Source organism: Photobacterium sp. ABD4_091, from assembly GCF_056160145.1.
Map to the genome: position 1 here is coordinate 281,039 of NZ_JBSWWQ010000002.1, position 24,042 is coordinate 305,080.

General features: G+C 46.8%; 16 protein-coding genes. 11 read left to right on the top strand and 5 right to left on the bottom strand.

Annotated features, from left to right (window positions below; genetic code table 11):
• Nucleotides 1-97: 97 nt before the first annotated feature.
• The gene (gene malK, locus ACXAGQ_RS15520) at nt 98-1,207 is read right to left on the bottom strand and encodes a maltose/maltodextrin ABC transporter ATP-binding protein MalK (protein WP_475255037.1); all 1,110 of its coding nucleotides are present in this window, start codon (nt 1,205-1,207) and stop codon (nt 98-100) included.
• 608 nt (nt 1,208-1,815) lie between these two features.
• On the opposite strand from malK, the gene malE reads away from it, so the two are divergent.
• The 4 genes from malE (at nt 1,816) to ACXAGQ_RS15540 (ending at nt 5,985) form a co-directional block, all read left to right on the top strand.
• On the top strand, nt 1,816-2,997 hold the full coding sequence (gene malE / locus ACXAGQ_RS15525; protein WP_475255039.1) for a maltose/maltodextrin ABC transporter substrate-binding protein MalE: 1,182 nt from the start codon (nt 1,816-1,818) through the stop codon (nt 2,995-2,997).
• 65 nt (nt 2,998-3,062) lie between these two features.
• A complete protein-coding gene (gene malF / locus ACXAGQ_RS15530) occupies nt 3,063-4,646 on the top strand; it encodes a maltose ABC transporter permease MalF (protein ID WP_475255041.1) in 1,584 nt (527 codons plus the stop codon).
• 11 nt (nt 4,647-4,657) lie between these two features.
• Complete coding sequence (gene malG / locus ACXAGQ_RS15535; protein ID WP_475255042.1) at nt 4,658-5,548, top strand: maltose ABC transporter permease MalG; 891 nt, start codon at nt 4,658-4,660, stop codon at nt 5,546-5,548.
• A gap of 233 nt (nt 5,549-5,781) precedes the next feature.
• Nucleotides 5,782-5,985, top strand: coding sequence for a hypothetical protein (locus tag ACXAGQ_RS15540; protein ID WP_475255043.1), 204 nt, complete (start codon nt 5,782-5,784; stop codon nt 5,983-5,985).
• Between the two features lie 468 nt (nt 5,986-6,453).
• Here ACXAGQ_RS15540 and ACXAGQ_RS15545 read toward each other — a convergent pair whose 3' ends face one another.
• The 3 genes from ACXAGQ_RS15545 to ACXAGQ_RS15555 form a co-directional block, all read right to left on the bottom strand.
• Nucleotides 6,454-7,461, bottom strand: coding sequence for a GGDEF domain-containing protein (locus ACXAGQ_RS15545; protein ID WP_475255044.1), 1,008 nt, complete (start codon nt 7,459-7,461; stop codon nt 6,454-6,456).
• A gap of 457 nt (nt 7,462-7,918) precedes the next feature.
• Complete coding sequence (locus ACXAGQ_RS15550; RefSeq protein ID WP_475255046.1) at nt 7,919-8,473, bottom strand: DUF1415 domain-containing protein; 555 nt, start codon at nt 8,471-8,473, stop codon at nt 7,919-7,921.
• Nucleotides 8,474-8,585: 112 nt separating this feature from the next.
• Nucleotides 8,586-10,589 carry an exoribonuclease II gene (locus tag ACXAGQ_RS15555; RefSeq protein WP_475255047.1) on the bottom strand — a complete coding sequence of 668 codons (2,004 nt, stop codon included), beginning with the start codon at nt 10,587-10,589 and terminating at the stop codon, nt 8,586-8,588.
• Between the two features lie 375 nt (nt 10,590-10,964).
• On the opposite strand from ACXAGQ_RS15555, the gene ACXAGQ_RS15560 reads away from it, so the two are divergent.
• From ACXAGQ_RS15560 to ACXAGQ_RS15570, 3 genes are all read left to right on the top strand, one after another.
• On the top strand, nt 10,965-12,662 hold the full coding sequence (locus ACXAGQ_RS15560) for a sensor domain-containing diguanylate cyclase (protein ID WP_475255048.1): 1,698 nt from the start codon (nt 10,965-10,967) through the stop codon (nt 12,660-12,662).
• A gap of 281 nt (nt 12,663-12,943) precedes the next feature.
• A complete protein-coding gene (locus tag ACXAGQ_RS15565) occupies nt 12,944-14,833 on the top strand; it encodes a DEAD/DEAH box helicase (protein WP_475255049.1) in 1,890 nt (629 codons plus the stop codon).
• 210 nt (nt 14,834-15,043) lie between these two features.
• Nucleotides 15,044-16,750 (top strand): phospho-sugar mutase, encoded by a 1,707-nt coding sequence (locus ACXAGQ_RS15570; protein WP_475255051.1) that lies wholly within the window; start codon nt 15,044-15,046, stop codon nt 16,748-16,750.
• A gap of 80 nt (nt 16,751-16,830) precedes the next feature.
• Here ACXAGQ_RS15570 and ACXAGQ_RS15575 read toward each other — a convergent pair whose 3' ends face one another.
• Nucleotides 16,831-17,286 carry an exoribonuclease R gene (locus ACXAGQ_RS15575; protein ID WP_475255052.1) on the bottom strand — a complete coding sequence of 152 codons (456 nt, stop codon included), beginning with the start codon at nt 17,284-17,286 and terminating at the stop codon, nt 16,831-16,833.
• 196 nt (nt 17,287-17,482) lie between these two features.
• Between ACXAGQ_RS15575 and mrcB the strand changes: the two genes are divergently transcribed.
• The 4 genes from mrcB (at nt 17,483) to ACXAGQ_RS15595 (ending at nt 24,038) form a co-directional block, all read left to right on the top strand.
• Nucleotides 17,483-19,834, top strand: a complete 2,352-nt coding sequence (gene mrcB, locus ACXAGQ_RS15580) for a penicillin-binding protein 1B (RefSeq protein WP_475255053.1) — start codon at nt 17,483-17,485, stop codon at nt 19,832-19,834.
• A 216-nt stretch (nt 19,835-20,050) separates the two neighbouring features.
• Nucleotides 20,051-21,742 carry an asparagine synthase-related protein gene (locus tag ACXAGQ_RS15585; protein WP_475255054.1) on the top strand — a complete coding sequence of 564 codons (1,692 nt, stop codon included), beginning with the start codon at nt 20,051-20,053 and terminating at the stop codon, nt 21,740-21,742.
• Between the two features lie 62 nt (nt 21,743-21,804).
• Complete coding sequence (locus ACXAGQ_RS15590; RefSeq protein ID WP_475255055.1) at nt 21,805-22,383, top strand: NUDIX hydrolase; 579 nt, start codon at nt 21,805-21,807, stop codon at nt 22,381-22,383.
• Between the two features lie 368 nt (nt 22,384-22,751).
• Entirely contained in the window at nt 22,752-24,038 is a 1,287-nt protein-coding gene (locus ACXAGQ_RS15595) for an L-cysteine desulfidase family protein (protein ID WP_475255056.1), read from the top strand.
• Nucleotides 24,039-24,042 lie beyond the last annotated feature (4 nt).

Below are 24,042 nucleotides of genomic sequence, written 5' to 3' on the forward strand. Positions count from 1 at the left end.
GGGGCATAAAAAAAGCGCTGTTGGGTTTAATCAACAGCGCTTGCTTGGATTCAAGTGATATCAAGTCACTTGATCATACGAGGGGGAACCCGTTTTCTTATACACCTGGCTCTTTGTACAAGCGGCGGCAGGCTTTGCCATCGCTGTGGAACAGGTGACAGCGGTGCGCTGGGATATCGACTTTGAACGAGTCGCCTGCATCAACGTCGATGGTATCTGGGCGGCGGTAGATGAAATCAGCATCCATGTGCTCAAGGCGAAGGTAAGCTTGGGTTTCGTAGCCAAGTTTCTCTACGACCTGAACTTTACCTTCGATGGTTGCATCACCTTCACCTTCTGATACAAGGTGCTCAGGACGAATACCCAGAGACATACGGTCGCCTTTGGTGACGGTTGTACCGTCAACTGGGATCCAGAATGCTTTACCGTTCGCCATTTGTACCATCACGCGGTCTTCCTCAACCTGCTCAATGAAGACACTCATGAAGTTCATCTTCGGTGAGCCAATGAAACCAGCAACGAAGCGGTTTTGCGGGTAGTGGTATAGTTCTAGCGGTTTACCAACCTGAGAAACATAGCCACCATCCAGCACCACAATTTTTTGTGCCATGGTCATCGCTTCAACCTGATCGTGAGTTACGTAGATCATGGTACAACCAAGTTGCTTGTGAAGCTTGGCGATCTCGATGCGCATTTGTACACGCAGTGCAGCATCAAGGTTAGATAGCGGTTCGTCCAGTAGGAAAACGTTAGGTTGCGATACCAAGGTACGGCCGATTGCCACACGCTGGCGCTGACCGCCAGAAAGTGCCTTAGGCTTACGCTCTAAAAGGTGACCAAGCTGAAGAATTTCGGCTGCGTGATCTACGCGGCGCTTGGTTTCGTCCTTGTCGGCTTTAGCCAGCTTCATGCCGAATGACATGTTATCGAACAGGTTAAGGTGAGGGTAAAGTGCATAAGACTGGAATACCATGCCCACGCCGCGCTCCGACGGCGGGACGTCGTTCATGCGCTCTTCACCGATGTACAAATCACCTGAAGTAATGTCTTCAAGGCCAGCGATACAACGTAGAAGTGTTGATTTACCACAGCCTGATGGGCCTACGAAGACAACGAACTCACCCTCAGCAATATCGAGATCAACGTTTTTGGAAATCAGGTTATCTCCATATGCTTTACATACATTTCGTAAAGTAACACTCGTCATCGAGCCTATTCCTCTAAGTTGTTGTTGCCAGCAAGGCCTCATCTTATTCGCGCGTGGCCTTGCGGGTAAAGAATTTTTCAGTGTAATTGAAGAAAAATCGGGTAGAGCGCCATTCTCTATGGGAATTGACGTCTACCCTGACCAAATCCAAATTATCTACTTCCCCAAGAAATAAAATGGCGCTGTCGTCTTTAAAAAGAGTGGTTAGTGCAAATAGTGCATTACCTAAGAAAAAGAACAGTGTCTTCAACTACCCAGTGGGTATGGTTGTATTCTTGCTGAGGATTAGTGAGGAAACATCCTCCTTATTGATAAATAAAAAGGGGGATGAGGGGGGGAGGAGTGCTTAGATCACACTTTGTCATTGTAAGGGCTGAAGGTATGTTTTATTCCCTATAGTATGTGCGCTGTATCACAATCAATCGTCGTTATTAGATCTGCATCACTAAGCGAAACGACGGAGATCACGCTTTTCACACATAGGGGGTGGGGGCGTAGGACACAGGATGATGCCGAGTGCTTGATACTGTTGGAAGATACAGACTGAAATTTGTATCGCAGACAGGCTTCTGCAATACAACCAATAACAATCATGAAGGATGTTAATAATGAAGAAAGTCCTCAGCACAGTCGCATTATGTACCCTTGCTGCTCTTGGTTCAGTTTCTGCACATGCAGCAATTGAAGAAGGCCAACTTACCATTTGGATTAATGGTGACAAAGGTTACAACGGCTTGGCAGAAGTAGGTAAACAGTTCGAAGAAGACACTGGCGTAAAAGTTACTGTCGCTTTCCCTGATAACCTTGCAGAGCGTTTCCCACAGGTAGCAGCGGCTGGCGATGGCCCTGATATTGTTTTCTGGGCGCACGACCGTTTCGGTGGCTATGCGAAAGCTGGTCTGCTTGCTGAAATCAACCCAACGCAAGAGATGAAAGACAAAATCATCGACTTCACTTGGGACGCGGTTTCATACGACGGCAAATATGTTGGTTACCCTGTTGCTGTAGAAGCTCTTTCTCTAATTTACAACAAGGATCTTGTTCCAAACCCACCTAAGAACTGGGAAGACATTGAAGCGCTAGACAAGAAGCTTCAAAAAGATGGCAAGAAAGCGATCATGTGGAACCTGAAAGAACCGTTCTTCACATGGCCAATCCTAACTGCTGACGGTGGTTATGCCTTCAAGTTCACTGCGAACGGCTACGACGTTAAAGATGTTGGTGTGAACAACTCTGGTGCGAAGTACGGCATGAACTTCATCAAGTCACTGGTTGATAAGAAAGTTATCTCTCCAGACATGGACTACAGCATTTCTGAAGCCGAGTTCAACAAAGGTACTGTTGCAATGACAATCAATGGCCCATGGTCTTGGGGCAACATTGAGAAGTCTGGCATCGACTACGGCGTAACTCTGCTTCCTAAACTAAACGGCAACCCGTCTAAACCTTTTGTTGGTGTACTAACCGCGGGCATCAGCGCAGTTTCTCCTAACAAAGACTTGGCTGTTGAGTTTATTGAAAACTACCTACTAACTAACGAAGGTCTGGCGAAAGTTGACGCTGACAAGCCTCTAGGTGCAGTAGCCCTTAAGTCTTTCCAGCAGAAGCTTGATAAAGACACCCGCATTGCCGCGACAATGGACAACGCAATGAACGGTGAAATCATGCCGAACGTTCCACAGATGACTGCTTTCTGGTACGCACAAGGTAACGCCATCCAGAACGTTGTTGACGGTCGCCAGAGTGTTGATGATGCTCTAGACGCAGCAGCGGGTCACATCCTTAAGTAATACGTTTTACGGGGAGGGGTAACTCTCCCCATTTTTATTTGTCATTTTGCTAGCAAGGAGCTGAGATGCAGTCAGTTCAAGGTGCAGAACTTTTAGATTCTCCGGAAGAAAGTTCGAAATTAAATTATCGTAAGTGGCTGAAATGGTCACTTCTTGGCATGATTGGTACGGTTAACGGTTATGCCACTGTCTTAATGTATGCACAGGGTGAAATTCCCTTCGCGCTTCTTACCGTTGTTCTCACAGCTCTTGCTCTTTATATTTTCGGAAGTAAGAAAACCTACGCCCATCGCTATATCTATCCTGGTATCGCCGGGATGATTATTTTTGTTATTTTCCCGCTGATTTATACGGTCGGGTTGGCCTTTACTAACTACAGCGCCTCCAACCAGTTGTCTCTCGAGCGGGCGCAAAGCGTTTTGCAACAGCGTTCGTTCCTGTCAGGGGAAAGCTACGGTTTCGATTTGTACAAGGTTGAGAACGGTCACCAGCTAATCATTAAATCCAATGGTGACCTTTTGGCCTCAGACGTGTTCGATATTTCTAACCCGCCTGCTGAAGATCACATGAACCTACGCCAGGTTGATGCTGTTCAGGGCGAGAAAGAAGTGATCCGTACTATCGTGCAAAACCGCTCTAACCTGAACAAGGTTGAGTTGGAAATGCCTAGCGGTGAACATATCCGCATGAGTGGGCTACGTAAATTCGCCGCTGAGACTGAACTCTTCACGTTGCAAGAAGACGGTGAGTCACTCTTTAACAATCAAACGAACCAGCTGTTTAAGCCAAACTATGAGATTGGCTTCTACCAACCTGTTGACGCCAATGGCAAGTTCATCGAAAAACCAATTTCGCCTGGATTTGTTGTCGGCGTTGGTGGTGCAAACTTTGAGCGCGTGCTTACAGATGACGGCATCAAAGAACCTTTCCTAGGTATCTTCGTCTGGACAGTTGTCTTTGCTTTCCTAGCTGTTGCTCTGACACTGGCTCTGGGTATGATTCTGGCCGTTATCGTACAGTGGGAGCCGTTAAAGGGCAGTGGTATCTACCGCGTGCTGCTTATCCTTCCTTACGCAGTACCGTCATTTATCTCAATCCTTATCTTCAAGGGTTTGTTTAACCAGAGCTTTGGTGAGATAAACATGCTGCTTGAAGCCATGTTCGGCATCAAGCCATCGTGGTTCTCAGACCCTGTTATGGCCCGAGTGATGGTTGTTCTGGTTAATACCTGGCTTGGTTTCCCTTACATGATGATCCTATGTATGGGTCTGTTGAAGTCGATTCCTGAAGATTTGTATGAAGCGTCTGCCATTGATGGTGCCGGCCCAATCCAGAACTTCTTCAACATTACACTACCAATGTTGATTAAACCGCTAACGCCGCTATTGATTGCAAGCTTCGCGTTTAACTTCAATAACTTCGTAATGATTCAGCTATTGACCTCTGGTGGTCCGAACATGGTCGGTACCTCAGAGCCAGCGGGTTACACAGACTTGCTAGTAAGTTATACCTACCGCATCGCGTTCGAAGGTGGCGGTGGCCAGGACTTCGGTCTAGCCGGTGCAATCGCAACAATTATCTTCATCTTGGTAGGTGGTATGGCACTACTTAACCTGAAATTTACCAACACTAAGCTTGAGCAGGACTAAGGAGAGACGTCATGCCAATGGTTCAACCTAAGTCATTAAAATATCGGGTATGGGCAACACACATTGGATTGTGTTTGTTCCTGGCGGCAACGATTTTCCCGCTACTGATGATTGTTGCTATCTCCTTGCGTGAAGGTAACTTTGCTGGTGGTGAGTTAATTCCAAGTAATCCAACCCTAGATCACTGGCGCCTAGCGCTAGGCTTCTCGGTGACGAACAGCGACGGTAGCGTGACACCTCCTCCATTCCCAGTTCTACTGTGGCTATGGAACACAGTGAAAGTGGCAGGTATTACGTCCATTATCATCGTTGCACTTTCAACAACCAGTGCTTATGCGTTCGCCCGTATGCGCTTCAAAGGTAAAAGCACCATCTTGAAAGGGATGATGATTTTTCAGATGTTCCCTGCGGTACTTGCTCTGGTTGCGTTGTACGCCTTGTTTGACCGTTTGGGCCAGTACATCCCATTCTTGGGGCTCAACACGCACGGTGGCCTGATTTTCTCTTACCTTGGTGGTATTGCCCTGCACGTTTGGACAATCAAAGGCTACTTTGAAACGATTGATGGCTCGCTGGAAGAAGCGGCAGCATTGGATGGCGCAACACCGTGGCAGGCATTCCGCTTAGTACTGTTGCCACTCTCTGTGCCAATCCTTGCAGTAGTCTTTATCCTGTCGTTCATCGGGGTAGTAACAGAAGTACCAGTGGCGTCACTGCTATTGACTGATGTCAATAACTACACCCTTGCCGTTGGTATGCAGCAGTACCTATACCCGCAGAACTACCTATGGGGTGACTTTGCAGCGGCCGCGGTACTATCAGCGATTCCAATTACGACCGTGTTCCTACTGGCGCAGAAGTTCTTGGTCGGTGGTCTGACTGCTGGTGGTGTGAAAGGGTAACCTCCACAAAGAACCTATTATAAGAGTACAACCGGATGCTTAGGTATCCGGTTTTTTTATACCTAAAATGAATATAGGTATGCCATAAAGTGAAACGTGGTTTCTCATTATTAATACGAGAGATACGATATAAATCACTACAAGTAGCACGCTGCTTTTACTCTATGTAATACATGCTACGCTTTAGAAGTTGGTTTACGTTGTGAATAAACCTAAATACGCGGAGGCTTGTAATGAAAAAACTGCTTGTTCTGATGATGGTTGCTTTTTCTGGATTTACTTTTGCCAATTCTTCAACCGGTCATAGTGGAGGGAGTACCGTCACCACTCCACAAATTATATGTATGTATGAAGGAAAGATATTGGGCGTTACCGCTATTCCTGTTTATGAATGCACTAAGCTGAAAAAAGAGATGAAGGAAGAGTCAGCTAAGTAAATTCGCCTCGTTTTTATAAAAGTGATCATCATAGTGGTCACTTTTTTATTTATAAAATAAAAATAAATTTCAAATCTATCACCATGATTTTATGAAATATTCCTAACGAATTTTCTCTCTGTTATTGTCTAATTAGTTAAAAGAATAAAATTGAATAAATGATGAATTTTAGGCATTTATGCCTTCTATATTGTTTTACATTTCGAGAATGACTGATAGAATCATTCTAGTGGGGTATGAAAAATAACCCCGAGAAATAATAACAACATGCTTGTTTTCACTTAGGCAAGCAACTCCCGGGCTTAGTGCCTAGCATTGGTTTGGCCGCCGATCTGTTAGGGTAAGCTAAGTTCACATATCTATTGGCGTTGCTGCATAGCTGGGCTTACCTTTGCAAAAAAGTAAGTTTATTTAGTAACCAAAACCCGACATGCCTGTTCGGGTTTTTTTGTATCTCACTTCACTTTCTCAGAACAACAAGCGTTGACAAACACGGTTCCTACCATCATCTTTGGCCTGGTATAGGGCTTTATTCGCGGCTTTCAGAACCGCCACAGGGTCTGAAAGACGGTGATTATCAGAAATGCCAATGCTGACTGTCACATTGGTTTTATACGGTGAAGCATCGGCACCATCGGCTTGTGAATGGTACCCGTGGATCTCAAGAGGGTAATTTGCTATCTGCTTTCTCACCCGTTCAAGCGCTCTTAGGCAGTGTTGTTGGGGTTTGCCTTTAAATATGATGGTGAATTCCTCGCCTCCATAACGGTATACTTTTGCACCATTGCTCTGGTTTGAAAGGATATTTGCAACCAAGCGCAACACGTCATCACCTGTCTTATGACCATAAGTATCATTAAAGTTTTTGAAGTAATCGATATCAACCATTGCGATAGAATAGATCCGACCTAGGTGTTTGAGTTCAGTATCAAGTGAACGTCTTCCTGGTATGCCTGTGAGTTGGTCGATGTAGGCGAGTTCATGGCTACGGTTAATGAGATTGACAAGCAAGAGAATGGCTACAAGGGAATAGGCTACTGAATCAATCAAAGGGAGATTGACGAAAAACAAAGTGATTGCAGAGAACAATGTACAAATGAAAAGTGCCTGGTCATGAGGTTGGTTGCTCTTGAGAACGAGTAATGAGTTCATCGTTATAGCGCCAATGAATAATAAGATGAAAACGACAGGCAGTGGTGAGATCAAAGGGAATGTAAATTGAAATTGCTCCAATGATTGAGAAATATTGATGGCGGTATCATTGTTGACGTGGTAATGGCAAGCCATCAACTGGCTAAAGAAAAATACCAAGTACCCTACGTACGGCCGAGAAAGTAAGCGCTGCTCAGGTAATCGGTGAAGTATTGATAGGTTGAGGGGAAGCAGTATTGCCAGCAGGATATAACATTCATTGGGCGTATTGGCAGCTAAAGGTGATATGAGCTGAGTGTCAATGGCATAGTAGCTTGCAACCATGACAATGGCAGCGACAGATATCCAGTACTGGTTGAATATTTGGCCAAGCACTATGACTACGGGCATTAGGATGTAAGGTGGCCTCTCCAAGAGTGACTCATAAGAGCCTAAATCAAGCGGAGCTTGCTGCAGTCCTATGGGTAACCCGATAGCGAGTATCAGGGGGAGCGCAAACCGGACGAAGCTATTTCGGTAAAGGGAAATAGATACTGGCTGCATTATATGATAACTACGACCTCTTCCATGGTGTTGTTCATTATTATCAAGCGAGTAAAGCACAGCTCTCATTATTGATAAGGTTCAGTATATACCTAAAAATGACTATTGTTGCATATTTACATTATAGTTCTCTGATAGGCGTATGAATGGTTGAGAATAGTCTGAGATTGTAATTTTTTATGAACGTGAAGTGATGAGGCAAGACTAGGCTGATTGGCTCAGCCTAGTTTTATGATGTTTATTTCAAGAACGGGAACAAGCGGGCGACTTCTTCATCGTTTAAGCTCTCAACGCACTCAATGTTCCTTTCAGGAATTCCTTCAGGATCTGGGTAGTGCTTCAGTACTTTTTCCATACTGTCTTCTCGGATCAGGTGGAAAACAGGGTACGGAGAGCGGTTGGTTAAATTTTCCGCATCATCAGGTTGGGTACCGTGGAAGCAGTAGTCTGGGTGGAAGCTCGCCACTTGGTAAGTGCCTTGGTAGCCCATTTGGAATAATAAGGCGTCGACAAGGTCAAGGTACTGGTTGTAGTCAGCAAAGTCCTCGAACATATGAGGCGTAACAACCAGGGTTGTTTCTAGTTCATTAACAGGTGTGCTGTCTAGTTTTTTGAGCTGTTGATAGATCTCTTCAAGCAAAACTTCCTCGTCTTGTGCTTCAGAGATAAAGATTTGAATTTGATGGTTACGGTTAGGCTTTGCCGCAAACGGGCAGAGGTTTAGGCCGATGACGACATTTTCCAACCATTGCTGGACTTGCTGGTGTACGTTGTCGATTTTTTGATTATTCATAGCTGACTTATTGTTAGACCACTGAGCAATGTGGTACTTCGTATTTATAGTGGTAATTATATAAAAAGGGCCAGCAAGCGCTGGCCCTTAAGTGTTGCTTATCGAGAGCTTATTAAGCTTCAGCGGATTCTTTAGCTGGCGTGCTCTCTGCTTCTGGCGCCGGGAACTGCTTGACTGGCTTGGCAACTAGCTGGCGTGTCGCAGTGCGCACCTCAGCAATGTTCACTTCAAGCTGATCACCAAGCTGGTATTCTTTAACCTTGTCGATATTCACAATGCCTAGCTCACCGTTACACTCGATACGCTCTTTGTTATCAAGGATCAATGGTGCTGGGATGAAAGCAGCAGCGCCATTCTCAAGCAGGCGAACACGCATACCCGCACGGTTGATATCGAAGATCTCAGCAGTAAATATCGTTGCCTCTTTCACTGCGTCTTTCAGTAGGCGTACGTATAGCCAATCAGCAACATCTCGCTCAGCCATGCGGTGGCTACGGCGGTGCATCGCGATTTCTTCGCCCACGCTGTCATCCGGCGTTTGGCTTGGCTCTTGGCCAGAGATTATCGCTTTAATAAGGCGGTGATTGATCATATCGCCGTACTTACGAATTGGTGATGTCCATGTGGCGTAGACATCCAAGCCCATTGCGTAGTGAGCTGCTGGCTTGTTGCCTACTTCACTGTATGCCTGGAACTTGCGTAAGCGGTTGTCCAAGTAAGTCGAGTCTTGGGCGTTCAGCCAGCGGCGAAGCGCACTGAAACCGTCAAGGGTTAGCAGTTGCTCTTTTTCAAATGGTGCTTCGGCGTTGGTCAGGAAGTCCATCGCAGTATCCAGCTTTTCTGGATTGAAGCCGTTGTGGTAGTTGTAAACACCGAAACCGAATTTCTCTTGTAGAGCACGACCAGCACAGATGTTGGCCGTGATCATCGCTTCTTCGATCATGCGGTTTGCAGTGCGGCGCGGATCAGTGTGGATTGCAACTACGTCATTGTCTTCGCTCAGTTCGAAGCGGTAGTCTGGGCGATCTGGGAATACGACTGCATTGGCGGCACGCCAAGCGCTACGTGCGTTGGCAAAGCCGTGAAGCGCTTTGATCTGCTCCAGGATAGTGTCGTTAGGCGTCCAGTTTTCGCATGCGCCGTTTTCAAGCAGGTCAGACACATTGTCGTAAGCCAAACGGCCTTGTGACTTAATCCATGCAGCAAAGAAATGGATATCGTCTTGGATAACACCGTCTTTATCGATGCTTACGCGGCAGCAAAGTGTTGGGCGCTTCTCGCCTTCTAGCAGCGAGCAAAGTTCGTCACTCAGTTCACGAGGCAACATTGGGATGTTACGGCCAGGCAGGTAGATGGTGAAGCCGCGCTCGCGTGCTTCTTTGTCCATCTTGTCACCCACTTCGATGTATGACGTTGGGTCGGCAATGGCGATGGTGATTTCAAAGCTACCGTCTTCCTTAGCAACTGTGTAAATCGCGTCATCCATATCTTTGGTTGATTCACCATCGATAGTGATGAAAGGAAGCTCGGTCAGATCTTCACGCTCCAAGCCTTCTTCGAGCATCGACCAGCTTTCCTGCGGTGCAGGTTCTGCATTTGGCAGGTCGTGGCGAGCAAGCGTTACCCACCATGGCGCAATCTTGTCATTGCTGTCAGTGATCTTTTCTTTGATTTCACAAAAGAAAGTCTTGTTGTCACTGACCAATGGGTGGCGAGTCATATTGGCAACAACCCAGTCGCCTTCTTTAAGCAGCTCCGGGTTCAGACCTTTGACAGGGCGAGCTTTAATGGCATCTTTCAGCTGCGGGTGATCGGGAACAACATGCAGTCGATCGCGGATCAGCTTCACTCGGCCAATAAAACGAGTGATGAACTGCTCGATCAGCTCCTGTGGTTCAGCAACTTCACGTTCCTTCTCGGTACGAATAACGGCTGTCACACGGTCTCCGTGCATGACGTTTTTCATATAGTTAGGTGGAATGAAGAAACTTTCTTTGTTATCGACTTCAAGAAAGCCAAAACCACGGTCAGTAGCTTTGATGTTGCCTTCTTTTTTAGGAAGTGTTTCCTGAATTTGTTTTTTAAGCTGTGCTAATAAAGGATTATCTTGAAACATTATGCCCGGTCTCAGGTGGTTAACAGCCACACTATAAAGTTTTCAGCCCGTAAAACCAAGCGTAAGACGGAATGTCATCAAATTGTCTTACTGACTCCCTGCCTGTGCTGTAAACCAAAATAGGCAAGCCTGATGGCGAAAAAATAAACAAACAGTCCTGCAATTTATAACATTGGTAGCAATACACAAATAAAGGCGAAGTTATTAGTGAATTTATAAGATATAAGTGGAATATCAAAAGGTTGCAAGCAAATTTCAGCGATGTGGCATAGGTTGAGCTGAAGAGATATTACAGCATGGCTAGGTATTTTAATGGGAATAGAAGCGAATAGAGGGCTGGATAAGTTAGTGGATCAACTTGTTCGGCAGGCAAATATGAAACAGTGGTGCCAAGCTCTATTAGCGGCACTCAAGGATGATTTCCACCTAAGCAATATGACCTTCATGATTGAGCAGGGTAGTGAAATCATGGTGATTGCCAGTTGCGTAGAAGATGAATTCCAATATTACTCCCCAACGCTACGGTTAGATGAATATAACGGGGTACCACTGGGTGTGATCCAGTTTGCCCGTGACAGTGGCCAGTTTGTTAGGACGTATGTAAAAAAGCCCTACAAAGCCATTTGGTATGACGATTCTGATGAATGGTGCCAGTTAGTCTTGCCTATTGTGATGCACGATAGAACAGTGGGCTACATTTATGCAGAAACCAATAAGCCTGAGTATTTTGAAGCAAGCATAAAGGAAGTTGAAAAGTTTTTTGCTGTCATCGCGTCTGATGTCAGTGCTCGGGTGTTGCTGAAAGAGCTGGACTCGCAGCACCAAAGCAGGCAAACAGCAGAAGAGGAACTTGCTTTACGTAATACATCGTTAAACCAATACCTGAGGCTGCTAAAAAATTTACATGAGTTAACTTTGGCTTTGTCGAAAGTCAGTACCAATGATGAACTCTTTAAAACTGCAGTCAAACAGGGGCGTGAAAAGCTCGATATTGATCGTATGGCCGTCTTTCTTATCGACTTCGAGAAAAATGAAATGCGGGGGACTTACGGAACCGATCCCGATGGAGAGCTAGTTTGCAGGCGTTCATTCTGCAGTGCCGTACCCGATCACCCAATGGTCAATGAAGCACTGAGCCGAAAAGATCACGTTGTTGTTAAAGAAAATGCCCCGCTATATTACGGCACTGAACAAGTGGGTACGGGCTGGAACGCGATGATTGCAATGTGGAACGGTGACCGCTGTATCGGCTGGATTGCTGCCGATAACCTACTCAAACGCCAACCCATCACAGAACACGTAAAGCAAATATTTAAACTGTTTGGCGCATCGCTAGCTCAACAGATAGTGATCCACCAACAATATGAAGAACTGCGCCAGCTCAACCATGAATTGGAAGAGAGGGTGACTCAAAGAACGCTGGAGCTGACATCCACCAATGCTGCTTTAGAAGCTGCCAACCAAAAGTTGGAGCGTTGGTCGATGCAAGATGGTCTCACTCAAATATCAAATCGGCGTTTTTTTGATGCGTCTTATCAAAGGATCTGGTCTGAGGCGCTGGAGGGGGAGAAGCCTGTTGGGGTGATTATGCTCGATATCGATCACTTCAAGGCGTTCAATGACTACTATGGCCACCTGCAGGGGGATCATTGCCTAAAGCAAATTGCCAATATGCTAAACACCGTTGCTGAAGAATATGAAGGGGCTGTCTTGTCACGTTTTGGCGGGGAGGAGTTTGCTTGTATCTTGCCTAGTTGTAGCCAGCAGCAACTTGAAGCGTTGGCAAATAGTATGGTGGCAGGAGCAAGAGCGCTGAAGTTAGCCCATGCCAAAAGCCCATATGGTTTGGTAACGTTGACAGCGGGTGGCTGCTATTTGATGCCTGCGCAATTGCCGATAGACACCATCAATAGTAATAAAAAAGGCAGTACCGAACGTCAGGTACAATTGACGGCTGTGTATGGGCAAGAGGCTAGCCTATTAATGAATAAAGCAGATGTGGCTTTGTACCAGGCTAAAAAAGCAGGAAGAAATCAAGCCTGTATAAAGAACTTCGATATGTTGACAGTCTAAAAGGCTGTTTGCATCGTACCTTACATTGAAAAATGGCTATTGTTGAAAACTAAAAATCTACATAAATGGCATGAAGTGGGCGACCTTAATAACCTGTTTGTATAAATAATAGGTGCTTGAGGGGTATTTTGTGACAGTGCTCAATTTTTTCTGGCTTTTTATCTTGTATTGGCGCACAATGCGCGCCTCTATAGTCGAGGCCCAAGCTTGTGGTTGCTGTTGCAGAACCGTTTTATAGCCGTAGGGGCCCCGTTTCCGTTAGATCATTTATTGGGATCCCAATGCAAGAATCTGTTACAGAATTTCGCCAGTTAGACCTGGCCGACACACTACTATCCGCACTAGACTCAATGGGCTTCGTTGCGCCGACTCCTATCCAGGCGGCGTCTATTCCTCTTCTTCTTACTGGTACTGATGCACTAGGTAAAGCGCAGACAGGTACAGGTAAAACAGCGGCATTCTCACTGCCTCTACTAAACAAACTAGATCTTGGCCAGCACAAGCCACAGGCTATTGTTATGGCACCGACTCGCGAACTAGCGATTCAGGTTGCAGCTGAAATCAAGACTCTTGGTCAGAACGTTAAGGGCCTTAAAGTTCTAGAGATTTACGGTGGTGCATCTATCGTAGATCAAATGCGTGCCCTTAAGAGCGGTGCCCACATTGTTGTTGGTACTCCAGGCCGTGTTAAAGACCTTATCACGCGTGACCGTCTACACCTTGATGAAGTACACACGTTTGTACTTGATGAAGCAGACGAAATGCTGAAAATGGGCTTTGTTGACGACGTTACTTGGATCATGGAGCAAGCGCCAGAAACAGCACAGCGTGTTCTGTTCTCTGCAACTATGCCTCCAATGGTTAAAGAAATCGTTGACCGTTTCCTTCGTGAACCTGCGCGCATCGACGTTGCTGGTGAAAACCGTACTGTTTCTCAGGTTGAGCAGCAGTTCTGGGTTGTTAAAGGCGTAGAGAAAGACGAAGCAATGATGCGTCTTCTTGAAACTGAAGATACTGATGCGTCTATCGTATTCGTACGTACTCGTCAGGACACCGAGCGTCTAGCTGATTGGCTATCTGCACGTGGCTTTAAAGCTGCTGCTCTTCACGGTGATATCCCTCAGTCTCTACGTGAGCGTACTGTTGATCACATCAAGAAGGGTGTTATCGATATCCTAGTAGCAACTGACGTTGTCGCTCGTGGTCTTGATGTTCCACGTATTACACACGTGTTTAACTACGACATCCCATTCGATGTTGAGTCATACATCCACCGTATTGGTCGTACTGGCCGTGCTGGTCGTAACGGTAAAGCGATCCTATTGGTTCGTACTAACCAGATCCGCATGCTACGTACTATCGAGCGAGTGACTAAGTCTCGTATGGAAGAAATCCAACTTCCTCTACGTGACACTGTTGCAGAAGCTCGCCTGAACCGCCTAGGTCAGGAGCTTGAAGCACAGAAAGAAGAATCAAGCCTAGAAGCTTTCGTTGAGCTTGTAGAGAAGCTACAAGAAACTATCGAAGTTGATGCGTCAACGCTTGCAGCAATGCTACTTAAGCGCCAGCAGGGTAACCGTCCTCTGTTCTACAAAGGTCCAGACCCAATGATCGCTGCTATCGAGCGTGACAAGCAGCGTCGTGAGCGCCGCCGTGATGATCGTGGTGGTGAGCGTGGCGAACGTCGTGAGCGTCGTAACTACAACAACGCTGACTGGGATACTTACCAGCTTCAAGTTGGCCGTGAGCAAGGTGTTCAGGTTAAAGATATCGTTGGCGCAATCGCAAACGAACTTGGCCTAAGCAAAGAGTTCATCGGTGCTATCAAGCTTGCACCAGAGCACACTTATGTTCAGCTTCCTAAGAAGATGACTAGCGAAGTGGCTGCACAGCTTAAGAAGCTACGTATTCGCCAGAACGAAGCGAAAGCAGTTGTTGTTGCTGACGATGTACTGCGTGAGCACCGTCGTGGCGGCCGTGATGGCAACCGTGATGGTAACCGTGGTGGCTACCGTGGCAACCGCGATGGCAACCGTGATGGTAACCGCCCACGTCGTGACGGCGAGCGCCGTTTCGATCGTAACCGTGGTGGTGACAACCGTGGCAGCTACCGTGGTGAGCGTAACCATGGTGCCCCTCGTCGCGACCGTAAGCCTCGCTTCGAAGACTAATCGACGCAGATTTCACAATCTAGTCAGATGATTTGAAAATCCAGCTCCGAAAGGGGCTGGATTTTTTTTGCTTGATAGTTGGCCCTTCTTTCAGCTATTCCAATGACTTATTTTTGATACCGATAAGTCTGCATTTTGAGACAGAGATAATTGTTCCTTGTGGCACACCCTCTATACTTTCCCAAATGGTTTGTTAGAGGGAATACCGACATGTCTCCAGAAATCTCAACATGGTTAGCACGGGATCCTGATCCGGTAACACGTGAAGAGTTGCAGCAATTAGTTGATGCTAATCGCCAAACAGAGTTAGCAGATAGGTTTTCTGCTCGCTTGGCGTTTGGTACGGCAGGGCTGCGCGGGATTGTCGGCGCAGGCCCGAATCGGATGAATCGCCTTGTGATCCATGAAACGGCGTTGGGGCTGGGCAAGTACTTGTTGCAGGTAGATCAGCATTCGGCAGCGAAAGGGGTGGTGATTGGGTACGACGGTCGTCCAGACTCACGCCAGTTTGCCAGTGATGCCGCCGCCATGCTGACTTCGTTGGGTATTAAGGTTTACCTGACTGAAAAAGTGGCACCGACTCCAGTGGTTGCTTTTGGTGTCCGCCATTTGAATGCAGCGGCAGGTGTGGTTGTCACTGCTAGCCATAACCCGCCGGCCTATAATGGCTTCAAGGTGTATTGGGGCAATGGTGCACAAATTATCCCGCCTCATGACTCTGGTATTGCTGAGCAAATTGATATTGCGGCTTCTGAGTCGCTTCCTAAGCACTCCATTGAAGATGGTGAACGGGAAGGGCTCCTGCATTGGCTTAACGGAGATTTCTATACCGAATACCGCAAAGCACTAAATAATAGCCCGCTGTTATCAAACCATAATGAACCTGAAGCGCTCAGCCTTGCATACACGGCGATGCATGGCGTAGGCGCTGAAATGGCTGAGTCATTGCTAGCCGATGCGGGCTTTGGCAAGGTGTATAGTGTTGCTGCGCAACGTGAACCCGATGGTTCATTCCCAACCGTTAATTTCCCTAACCCGGAAGAGCCTGGTGCGATGGATATGGTGATCGCAGAGGCGGAAAAACACCAAGCGACTTTGGCCTGTGCCAATGATCCCGATGCGGATAGATTCGCGGTTGCTGTTCGAACCGAAGAAGGGGCTTATCGAATGCTGACGGGGGATCAAGTGGGTGTATTGTTGGGGCATTATTTGTTGACCCATGCCTCACCGGTTCAAAATTTGGTGGGAACGACCATCGTTTCTTCTACTTTGCTCAACAAGGTTGCAGAGTCGGTTGACGCCTCGTTTTACCAGACACTAACTGGCTTCAAATGGCTAACCAACGTTGCCATGGAAAAGCAGACGGAGGAGAGCCAGTTCTTGTTTGCCTATGAGGAAGCGCTAGGCTACACCGTGGGCAATGTGGTGTGGGACAAGGATGGTCTGTCTGCGTTAGTTGCTTTTGCCCAGTTAGCAGCAGAGTTGGCTTCGAAGGGGAAAACGGTTTGGGAGCAGCTTGAGTCGATTTATCGGGAGCATGGTTTGTATATCAATGCTCAACGCAGCATCGCTCTGCAACCGGGAACCCCGCCGGTTGGTGATAGCTTGCGAGCATCACCGCCTAGCCATGTTGCTGGTCGTGGTGTTGCCATGACCGATGATTTAAAAACGTCGATACGGACTTATGCTGATGGCACAACAGAGGCCATTGATTTACCTGCAAGTGATGTGTTGATTTATCACCTTGACGATGATTCTCGGGTTGTAGTGAGACCGTCAGGGACTGAGCCAAAGCTCAAGTGCTACTATGAGGTGGTTGAGGCGATGAGCCACGAAGATTGCTTCAATCATGTTCAGCAACGCGCTGAAGAGGCAATGAACGATCTGATCAGCAAACATCAGATGTCACTCAGTTAGCCATTAACTGCCCAGCCAGTGTGATGAGAACTGGCTGGGCCAGCGTCATTAAATTAATGACTTAGAAATCGAATGGCGGGTTATTTGCCATTTCGCTGTTCGTTGAGTTCAGCGTAAGTGTGAAGCAGATCCGTCAATACCTTAATCCAGCCAAAGGCATCCTGCGGGGCATTGATGAGCAGCTTTTCCACTTGCTCGCAGTGCTGCTCAAGTGTTACCGCTTCTTCCAAATTGAATGACATTGCGTAGAAGTGCCATAGGATAAGGCGGGTCATACGCTCGGTGTTTTGCTTGGCATTTTCTGATTCGGCAAATGCGGCACTGACTTCGCCGAGTGCAATGGCTGTCATACGCAGCATGGCATCAAACTGGGCAGATTTCATACGATCTTCGCTGTCGATCTCTTCCTGTTCGAAGGTAAAGATCTCTTGCATCATATCTTCAGGCACCATACGGCCAATAACACGTAAGCTGAATTCTTCCAGCTCATGACGTGGCATCGTTAACAGGCACTCTAGTTTGTAATCGCGTTCCATTTTATCTCTGCTTGGCTATCAGTAGTGGGGCGCGTATTTTGCGCGATTTTGATCACAATTTCCAGTTGTGGAACGGGCTTAGCGTCATTGGACGTGTCAGAGTGGATTTTGGGCTTGGTGTGCTTTGACAAAGTACTGACAAAATACGCGGAACCTTGCGGTAAGGTCGGCGCGAATTTGTAACGAAACAGATATTATGACCAAGCAACAGAAGCGCATTGAGCCTCAAATAACTGAACTGAGTATCTCATCATCTGAATCCTCGACACCAAAGAAAAGTGTTAAGCCACGTCGTTCTTACCGGAAGTTAAAGTTTGCCGTAGTAGGTATCTGCCTACTGACTACGGGAGGCTTGATTAAAATGGGCATGGATCTCAATGAAGAAGTCACAGCGAAGTTTGAAGGGCAGCTATGGCAACTTCCTTCTGTTGTGTATGCGCGTGAACTCGCTCTTCAGCCTGGAGCGGTTATCCGTTATGACGATCTGATCAATGAACTTGAAGCACTGAAGTACCGTAAAGTCAGTAAGCCTACGCGTCCGGGAGAATATACGACGAGTCGGCTGAAAGTAGAATTCATTCGTCGTCCATTTGAATTTCGTGATGGTCAGCAAGAGGCCAGGCATGTTGTGGTGGAGTTTGATTACTCCAAAGTAAAATCTATCGTTGAGGTAGATTCAAGCCGCGAACTTGGTTATGTCCGCGTCGAACCCAAGCTGCTCGGTATGTTGGAAGCAAAAACTGAAGAGCAGCGCATTTATCGCTCTATGGATGAAATGCCGGAAGGTTTGATTGATGCGTTGATAGCAACGGAAGACCGTGACTTTTATCAGCATGATGGTGTGTCACCTACCGCCATTGCACGGGCATTTATTGCTAACTTAAAAGCAGGGCGCACGGTTCAAGGTGGTAGTACACTGACTCAGCAGCTGGCCAAAAATATGTTTTTGTCCAGCGAGCGCAGTCTATGGCGTAAAGCCCGCGAAGCCTATATGGCGCTTATCATTGACTATCGCTATAGCAAAGATCAAATTCTCGATGCCTATCTAAATCAGGTTTATTTAGCCCAAAGTGGTAAAGATGCCGTTCATGGCTTCGAATTGGGTGCGCGGTTTTACTTCGGCTTGCCGCTGTCTGAATTACGTGTTGACCAGCAAGCATTGTTGGTTGGACTGGTAAAAGGACCATCTTATTACAACCCATGGCGTTACCCTGAGCGTGCCAAGCGCCGCCGTGACTTGGTATTGCAACTGATGTTCGAAAATGGCGTGCTGGAACAAGAGGATTACCTTGCTGCCGTAGAAAAGCCGTTAAATATTCAAGAAAAAGGGACGATTTCTAACCGTCAGCCTGCATATTTTGGCCAATTGCAACGTGAACTGGCGGCGAAAGTGAAAAACTATCAGCCGGGCCAAGGGCTAAGACTATTCACAACGCTTGATCCCCGCTCGCAGGCCATGGCAGAGCAGTCGGTACGTAAAGTGATCCCGAAGCTTGAATCTAAGGCTGGCGATCAACTTGAAACTGCGGTTGTTATTGCCGACCGTGTCAGTGGAGAAATCCGAGCCATGGTTGGAGGCTCTCGACCTGGATACGACGGTTTTAACCGTGCGGTCGATGCAAAGCGTCAAATTGGCTCGGTCGTAAAACCAGCGGTCTACCTGGCAGCGCTTGAGATGCCAAAGCGTTTCTCTCTTGCAACCAGCCTTCAAGACAGGCCGTTGACTTTGAAAGGACAAAATGGCGAAAACTGGTCTCCACGTAACTACGACCGCCAATACCGGGGTGAAGTCCCGCTGTATAGTGCGTTGGCAAAATCTTATAACATTCCGACGGTGAATTTGGGGATGGCTGTTGGCTTGGATGAAGTCATTAATACCATGGAAAAGCTCGGTATTGATAAAAATGAAGTACCGAAGTTACCGTCAATGCTGCTAGGGGCATTCACCTTAACTCCGGTAGAGGTCACCCAGATGTACCAAACCATTGCTAGCGGCGGGCATAGAACTGAACTCTCGGCACTAGGTGCGGTGGTTGATAGTGAAGGCAATATCTTGTACCAGTCTTTGCCTGTGTCGACTCAGGCGGTCTCCATGCAGGCGGCTTGGTTGACCATGTATGGCTTACAACGTGTTGTCACTGAAGGTACTGGACGTTACCTGAATTCTTTGCTGCCATCTTCACGCTTGGCTGGCAAAACCGGTACCTCAGATAGAGGCCGAGATAGCTGGTATGTTGGTGTCGATGGCCGTGAAGTGGTGACGGTATGGATGGGGCGTGATGATAACAAAGCGGTGAAACTGACGGGGTCATCTGGGCCATTGCGTTTGTATGCAGACTATATACAGAGCCGTGATCCTGAACCGCTGGTTATACAAACCCCAGCTCAAATTACTGATTTTGATTATTACCGGGATCAGCAAGGGGTGTTATCGCAAAGCTGTGTGGGCAAAACCCACCTGCCTGCCTGGGATCCGCAAGGAACACTCAAACAGGGTTGTGTTAAGAAGGTAGAAACTTTCTTCAAGCGGCTATTTGATTTTAATTAGTCATCTTAATTGAAAAATAACAACCAGCATAACGTCGGAACACCCCCAATCCAAATTTTGGATTGGGGGTGTTTTTGTATTGCTTTGCAATTAGCAAATAGCAGTTATTAGTTCATGGTTTTTTGTAAATAAGTTAATAAAAACATATTCTTATTGCTGTGCCTGAGTTGGCTTACAAATTGCCTAATTGTTCATATAGATCAAAAGGAGTAGGCAATGAGTATAGTCGCAGGCATTTTTTCAACTCGCTGGACGCCGGAGCTAACAGCAGTAAAACACAATATCGAGAGGCATATATCACGTAATCAAGGAGACGTCCGGGACAGCTTTTCTGACCCTTTCCTGTTTCTCTGCCATGTCGATTACCAAAGCTTCGGAAAGCCAGCGAAGGTAGACGGCGAGAACAGTTTTATTGTTACAACTGGCCATCCGCTGCTCTCATCTTGCTTAGAAAAGGATTTAGAGCACCTTCAGGAAAGTACTGAACCGGAGAAATTATTACTCGAAGGCGAGGGGACGTTTTGTACCTTTCACTACCTCAAAAAAAAGCACTGTCTGAACATATACACAGATAGCTTAGCCATACGCCCCTACTACTTCATGCATTTTCAAGGCGCGGTCATTTTCAGTACTTGCTTACGGATCTTCCCTGAACTCGGCATCCCTATCGACAACGACCTCGAAGCGCTGACTGAAATTGCGACTCTAGGGTATCCGCTAGGCAGCAAAACGCCGTATAGCCAAGTCCTTGCTTCACGGCCGGGTGAAATGATGCAGATCGCGGTTTCAAAACGCCCTGAGCCTGAGGTTTGTGTAAACAGAAGGCGCTATTTCAAGTGGTCCGAGTATGACCTAGAAGCCTGCTCATTAGAGGAGGGGATCAAGCATTTGGACTACGGTTTTAAACAGGCTGTTGAGCGTTATCTTGGGTCTGACACTGCTGTTATCAGTACATTATCGGGTGGGTTGGATTCACGCACCATAGCGACGGAGCTGAAAAGGCGTGGTGTGGAGCTAGAATGCTTGAACTTTTCCCGAAACCATTCACAAGATGCTTCTTTTGGGCAGCAATTTGCAGCCCACCACCAAATCCCCCTGCACAGCATTCGAGTGACAGATACCCAAGAACTGACCGTAGAGCAGCGACTTGGAAAGCATTGGAAAGCGAATAGCTTTGAGTACTACGACAAATTATCCCGTCCTCGGCTTTTTTGGTCAGGAAATGGTGGGAGTGTCTGTGTTGGCCAGATTTACACCGGGGAGGCTATCGTAGAGGCCTGCAAGCAAGAAAACCTTGAGCGATTAGTTGACTGTTATATAGAACAACAGATGGCCTATATACCACAGCGATTGATCAAGCAAGGCGCCAAACTGCAGCAGCGGTTGCGGGAAAATATCATGGTTAGCCTGAGTGAGTATTCGCATTTGCCACTGCTAAAAGCCTACCAATTATTCTTATGGGAAAACGATCAACATCACCATGTCGCCTTACCATTTGAAGACATGGATCTATTCCAACTCGACTTTTGCCTTCCGTTTTACAGCAAGTCAGTGCTCAAGGCTATTTATTCAATGGATACTCGTTGGGTTTTAAAGCATGGTGTCTATATAGCGTGGCTGCAGCACAGCTACCCTCAAGCCCTAGAAACACCATGGCAAACCTATCCCGGCCATATCCCATGCCCAATTGATGTAGATAAACCGAAAGCGAACCAGTGGCAGTTTTCGTTGCCGACGAAGACCAAGAACCAACTGCTACGCGAAGGGGTGGCGACCATATTTAGTGAAAATGGTGATGTGTTTAACCGCTCAATACTCGGGGTGCAATGCGTGCTAACAGCATTGAGACTGTATGACTGTACGCCAGGGTTAACAATGGTTAAGCGGATGAATACTTTTATGCTTTAACTTGGGGAACTGAAGGTTATCCGCTAGAATGCACGGCTTGTTAAAACGTTCGGAAAATATACATGCGATTACTGAAAGCGACCGTGCATCCTGATTTACAACATTTAGAAACGTCTGAGCTTCACCGAAATACGTTTCACCGTAAGGCTGCACGAGGCATCATTCTCAATGGCGACAATATCCTAATGCTGTATACCGAGCGTTACCACGATTACACCTTACCTGGTGGTGGTATCGATCAGGGTGAAGACGCCATCGAAGGCTTGATCCGCGAACTGGAAGAAGAAACCGGCGCGCAGAACATTCGTGATATCCGTGAGTTTGGTATTTACGAAGAATACCGCCCTTGGTACAAGCCAGACTTTGATATCATGCATATGCTTTCTTACTGCTATGTCTGCACGATCGACGAGAAACTGGGTGATACCAAATTGGAAGATTACGAAGTGAAAAACGGCATGAAGCCAGTTTGGATCAATATCTTTGATGCCATTGCCCACAATGAACACACCATCGCCAACAGCGAAAAGAAAGGCATGTCGATTGAGCGTGAAACCTTCTTGCTTAAAACCATTGCCGCCGAGCTACTTGGTCAGGAAGTGGCTGAAGCGAGTGCTTTTGAATTGAAAGCGGCCAGCTAACCCTGCTACTGGTAACAGAGAGATTATTTTCCTTTGAACGGCCTCTTATGAGGCCGTTTTTTATGGTCGTAGACAGATCGTTTTTCAAGGTATGCATAGTGTTTTTATTTTCGCGGCTTGGGGGTGGTGAGGCTTATAGTTTGATAGTGTGAATATTTGCATTGGTGGTGGAATAATGCATGATTTATGTCACACTTCACGGCCTTAGGAGAAAAACTTTCTAAATATCATGGTTGGAGTAGGGTAAATAAGAAAACATTTTCCTCAAGATAGCTGTACATTAGCCTTATAAATCTTACGGCTTATATTTCCTCATTTCGCATTTCAATAAGCCCGTAGCCCTACCGAATAGCATAAAGGTGATGAACATGAAAAAGCATCTATGGAATGGTTTCATTGAAACTGTAAAGCGTGAAGTTGTCCCGGCGCTGGGTTGTACCGAGCCTGTTTCTGTTGCCTTGGCCGCTGCTTTAGCCACGCGCGAACTGGGGGGCATCCCAACCCAAATTGATGCTTTTGTTTCGCCTAACCTGATGAAAAATGGTATGGGTGTTGGTGTGCCTGGTACCGGAATGGTCGGTTTGCCCATTGCTGCGGCAGTGGGTGCAATTGCGGGTGATGCCGATGCTGGTCTTGAAGTACTTAAAAATATTACGCCTGTAGATGTTGATAAAGCTAGAGAGATGCTAGATAGCAAATCAGTATCTGTAGGTGTGGCTGATGTTAGTAATATCTTGTTTGCCAAAGTGACTGTTCGCAGCGGTACTGACTTGGTAACCGTGATCATTGCAGATAGCCACACACGTGTTGTTTCTATTGAAAAAAATGACCAGGTGTTGTTTATTGCCGATCAAGCAGATTCAGCACAGCCAGCAGCCAAAGAGAATATTTTCGAGCAAGCTACAGCCCATGATATTTTTGAATTTGCGTTAAATGCACCGATTGAGGATATCGACTTTATTTCACAGGCATACTCGCTCAATGATGAACTGTCGAAAGAAGGTTTGACAGGCAAATATGGCTTACAAATCGGGGCGACGTTCCAGCGCAATGTGGACCGTGGTTTACTGTCAGGTGGTCTATTGACGGACATTCTTCGTCGTACATCAGCGGCTTCTGATGCCCGCATGGATGGTGCGATGAAACCGGCGATGAGCAACTCAGGATCAGGTAACCAAGGTATTGCAGCAACAATGCCGGTCGTCGTGGTGGCGGAGCATATAAAGGCAGATCAAGAAACAACTATTCGCGCTCTGATGATGTCTCACCTGATGGCTATCTATATTAAGAGTTATCAAAATAAACTGTCAGCCCTTTGCGGGGCAACTACCGCTTCGATGGGCGCAGTAGCGGGTATGACTTGGTTGCTTGGTGGTCAGTTTAGCCACATCAGCAATGCAATCTGCAGCATGATTGGTGATATCACTGGCATTATTTGTGACGGTGCCAAAACAAGCTGTGCAATGAAAGTATCCTCATCTGCAAGCGCAGCGATTAAAGCGGCTTTGATGGCGCTTGATGGCATTCGAGTAACAGGCAATGAAGGCATTGTTGCTGATGATGTTGATGCTTCAATTCGCAATATGTCAGCACTAGCCAACGGCGCAATGACCCAAACCGATGTTCAGATCTTGGAGATCATGGTTCATAAATGATCAC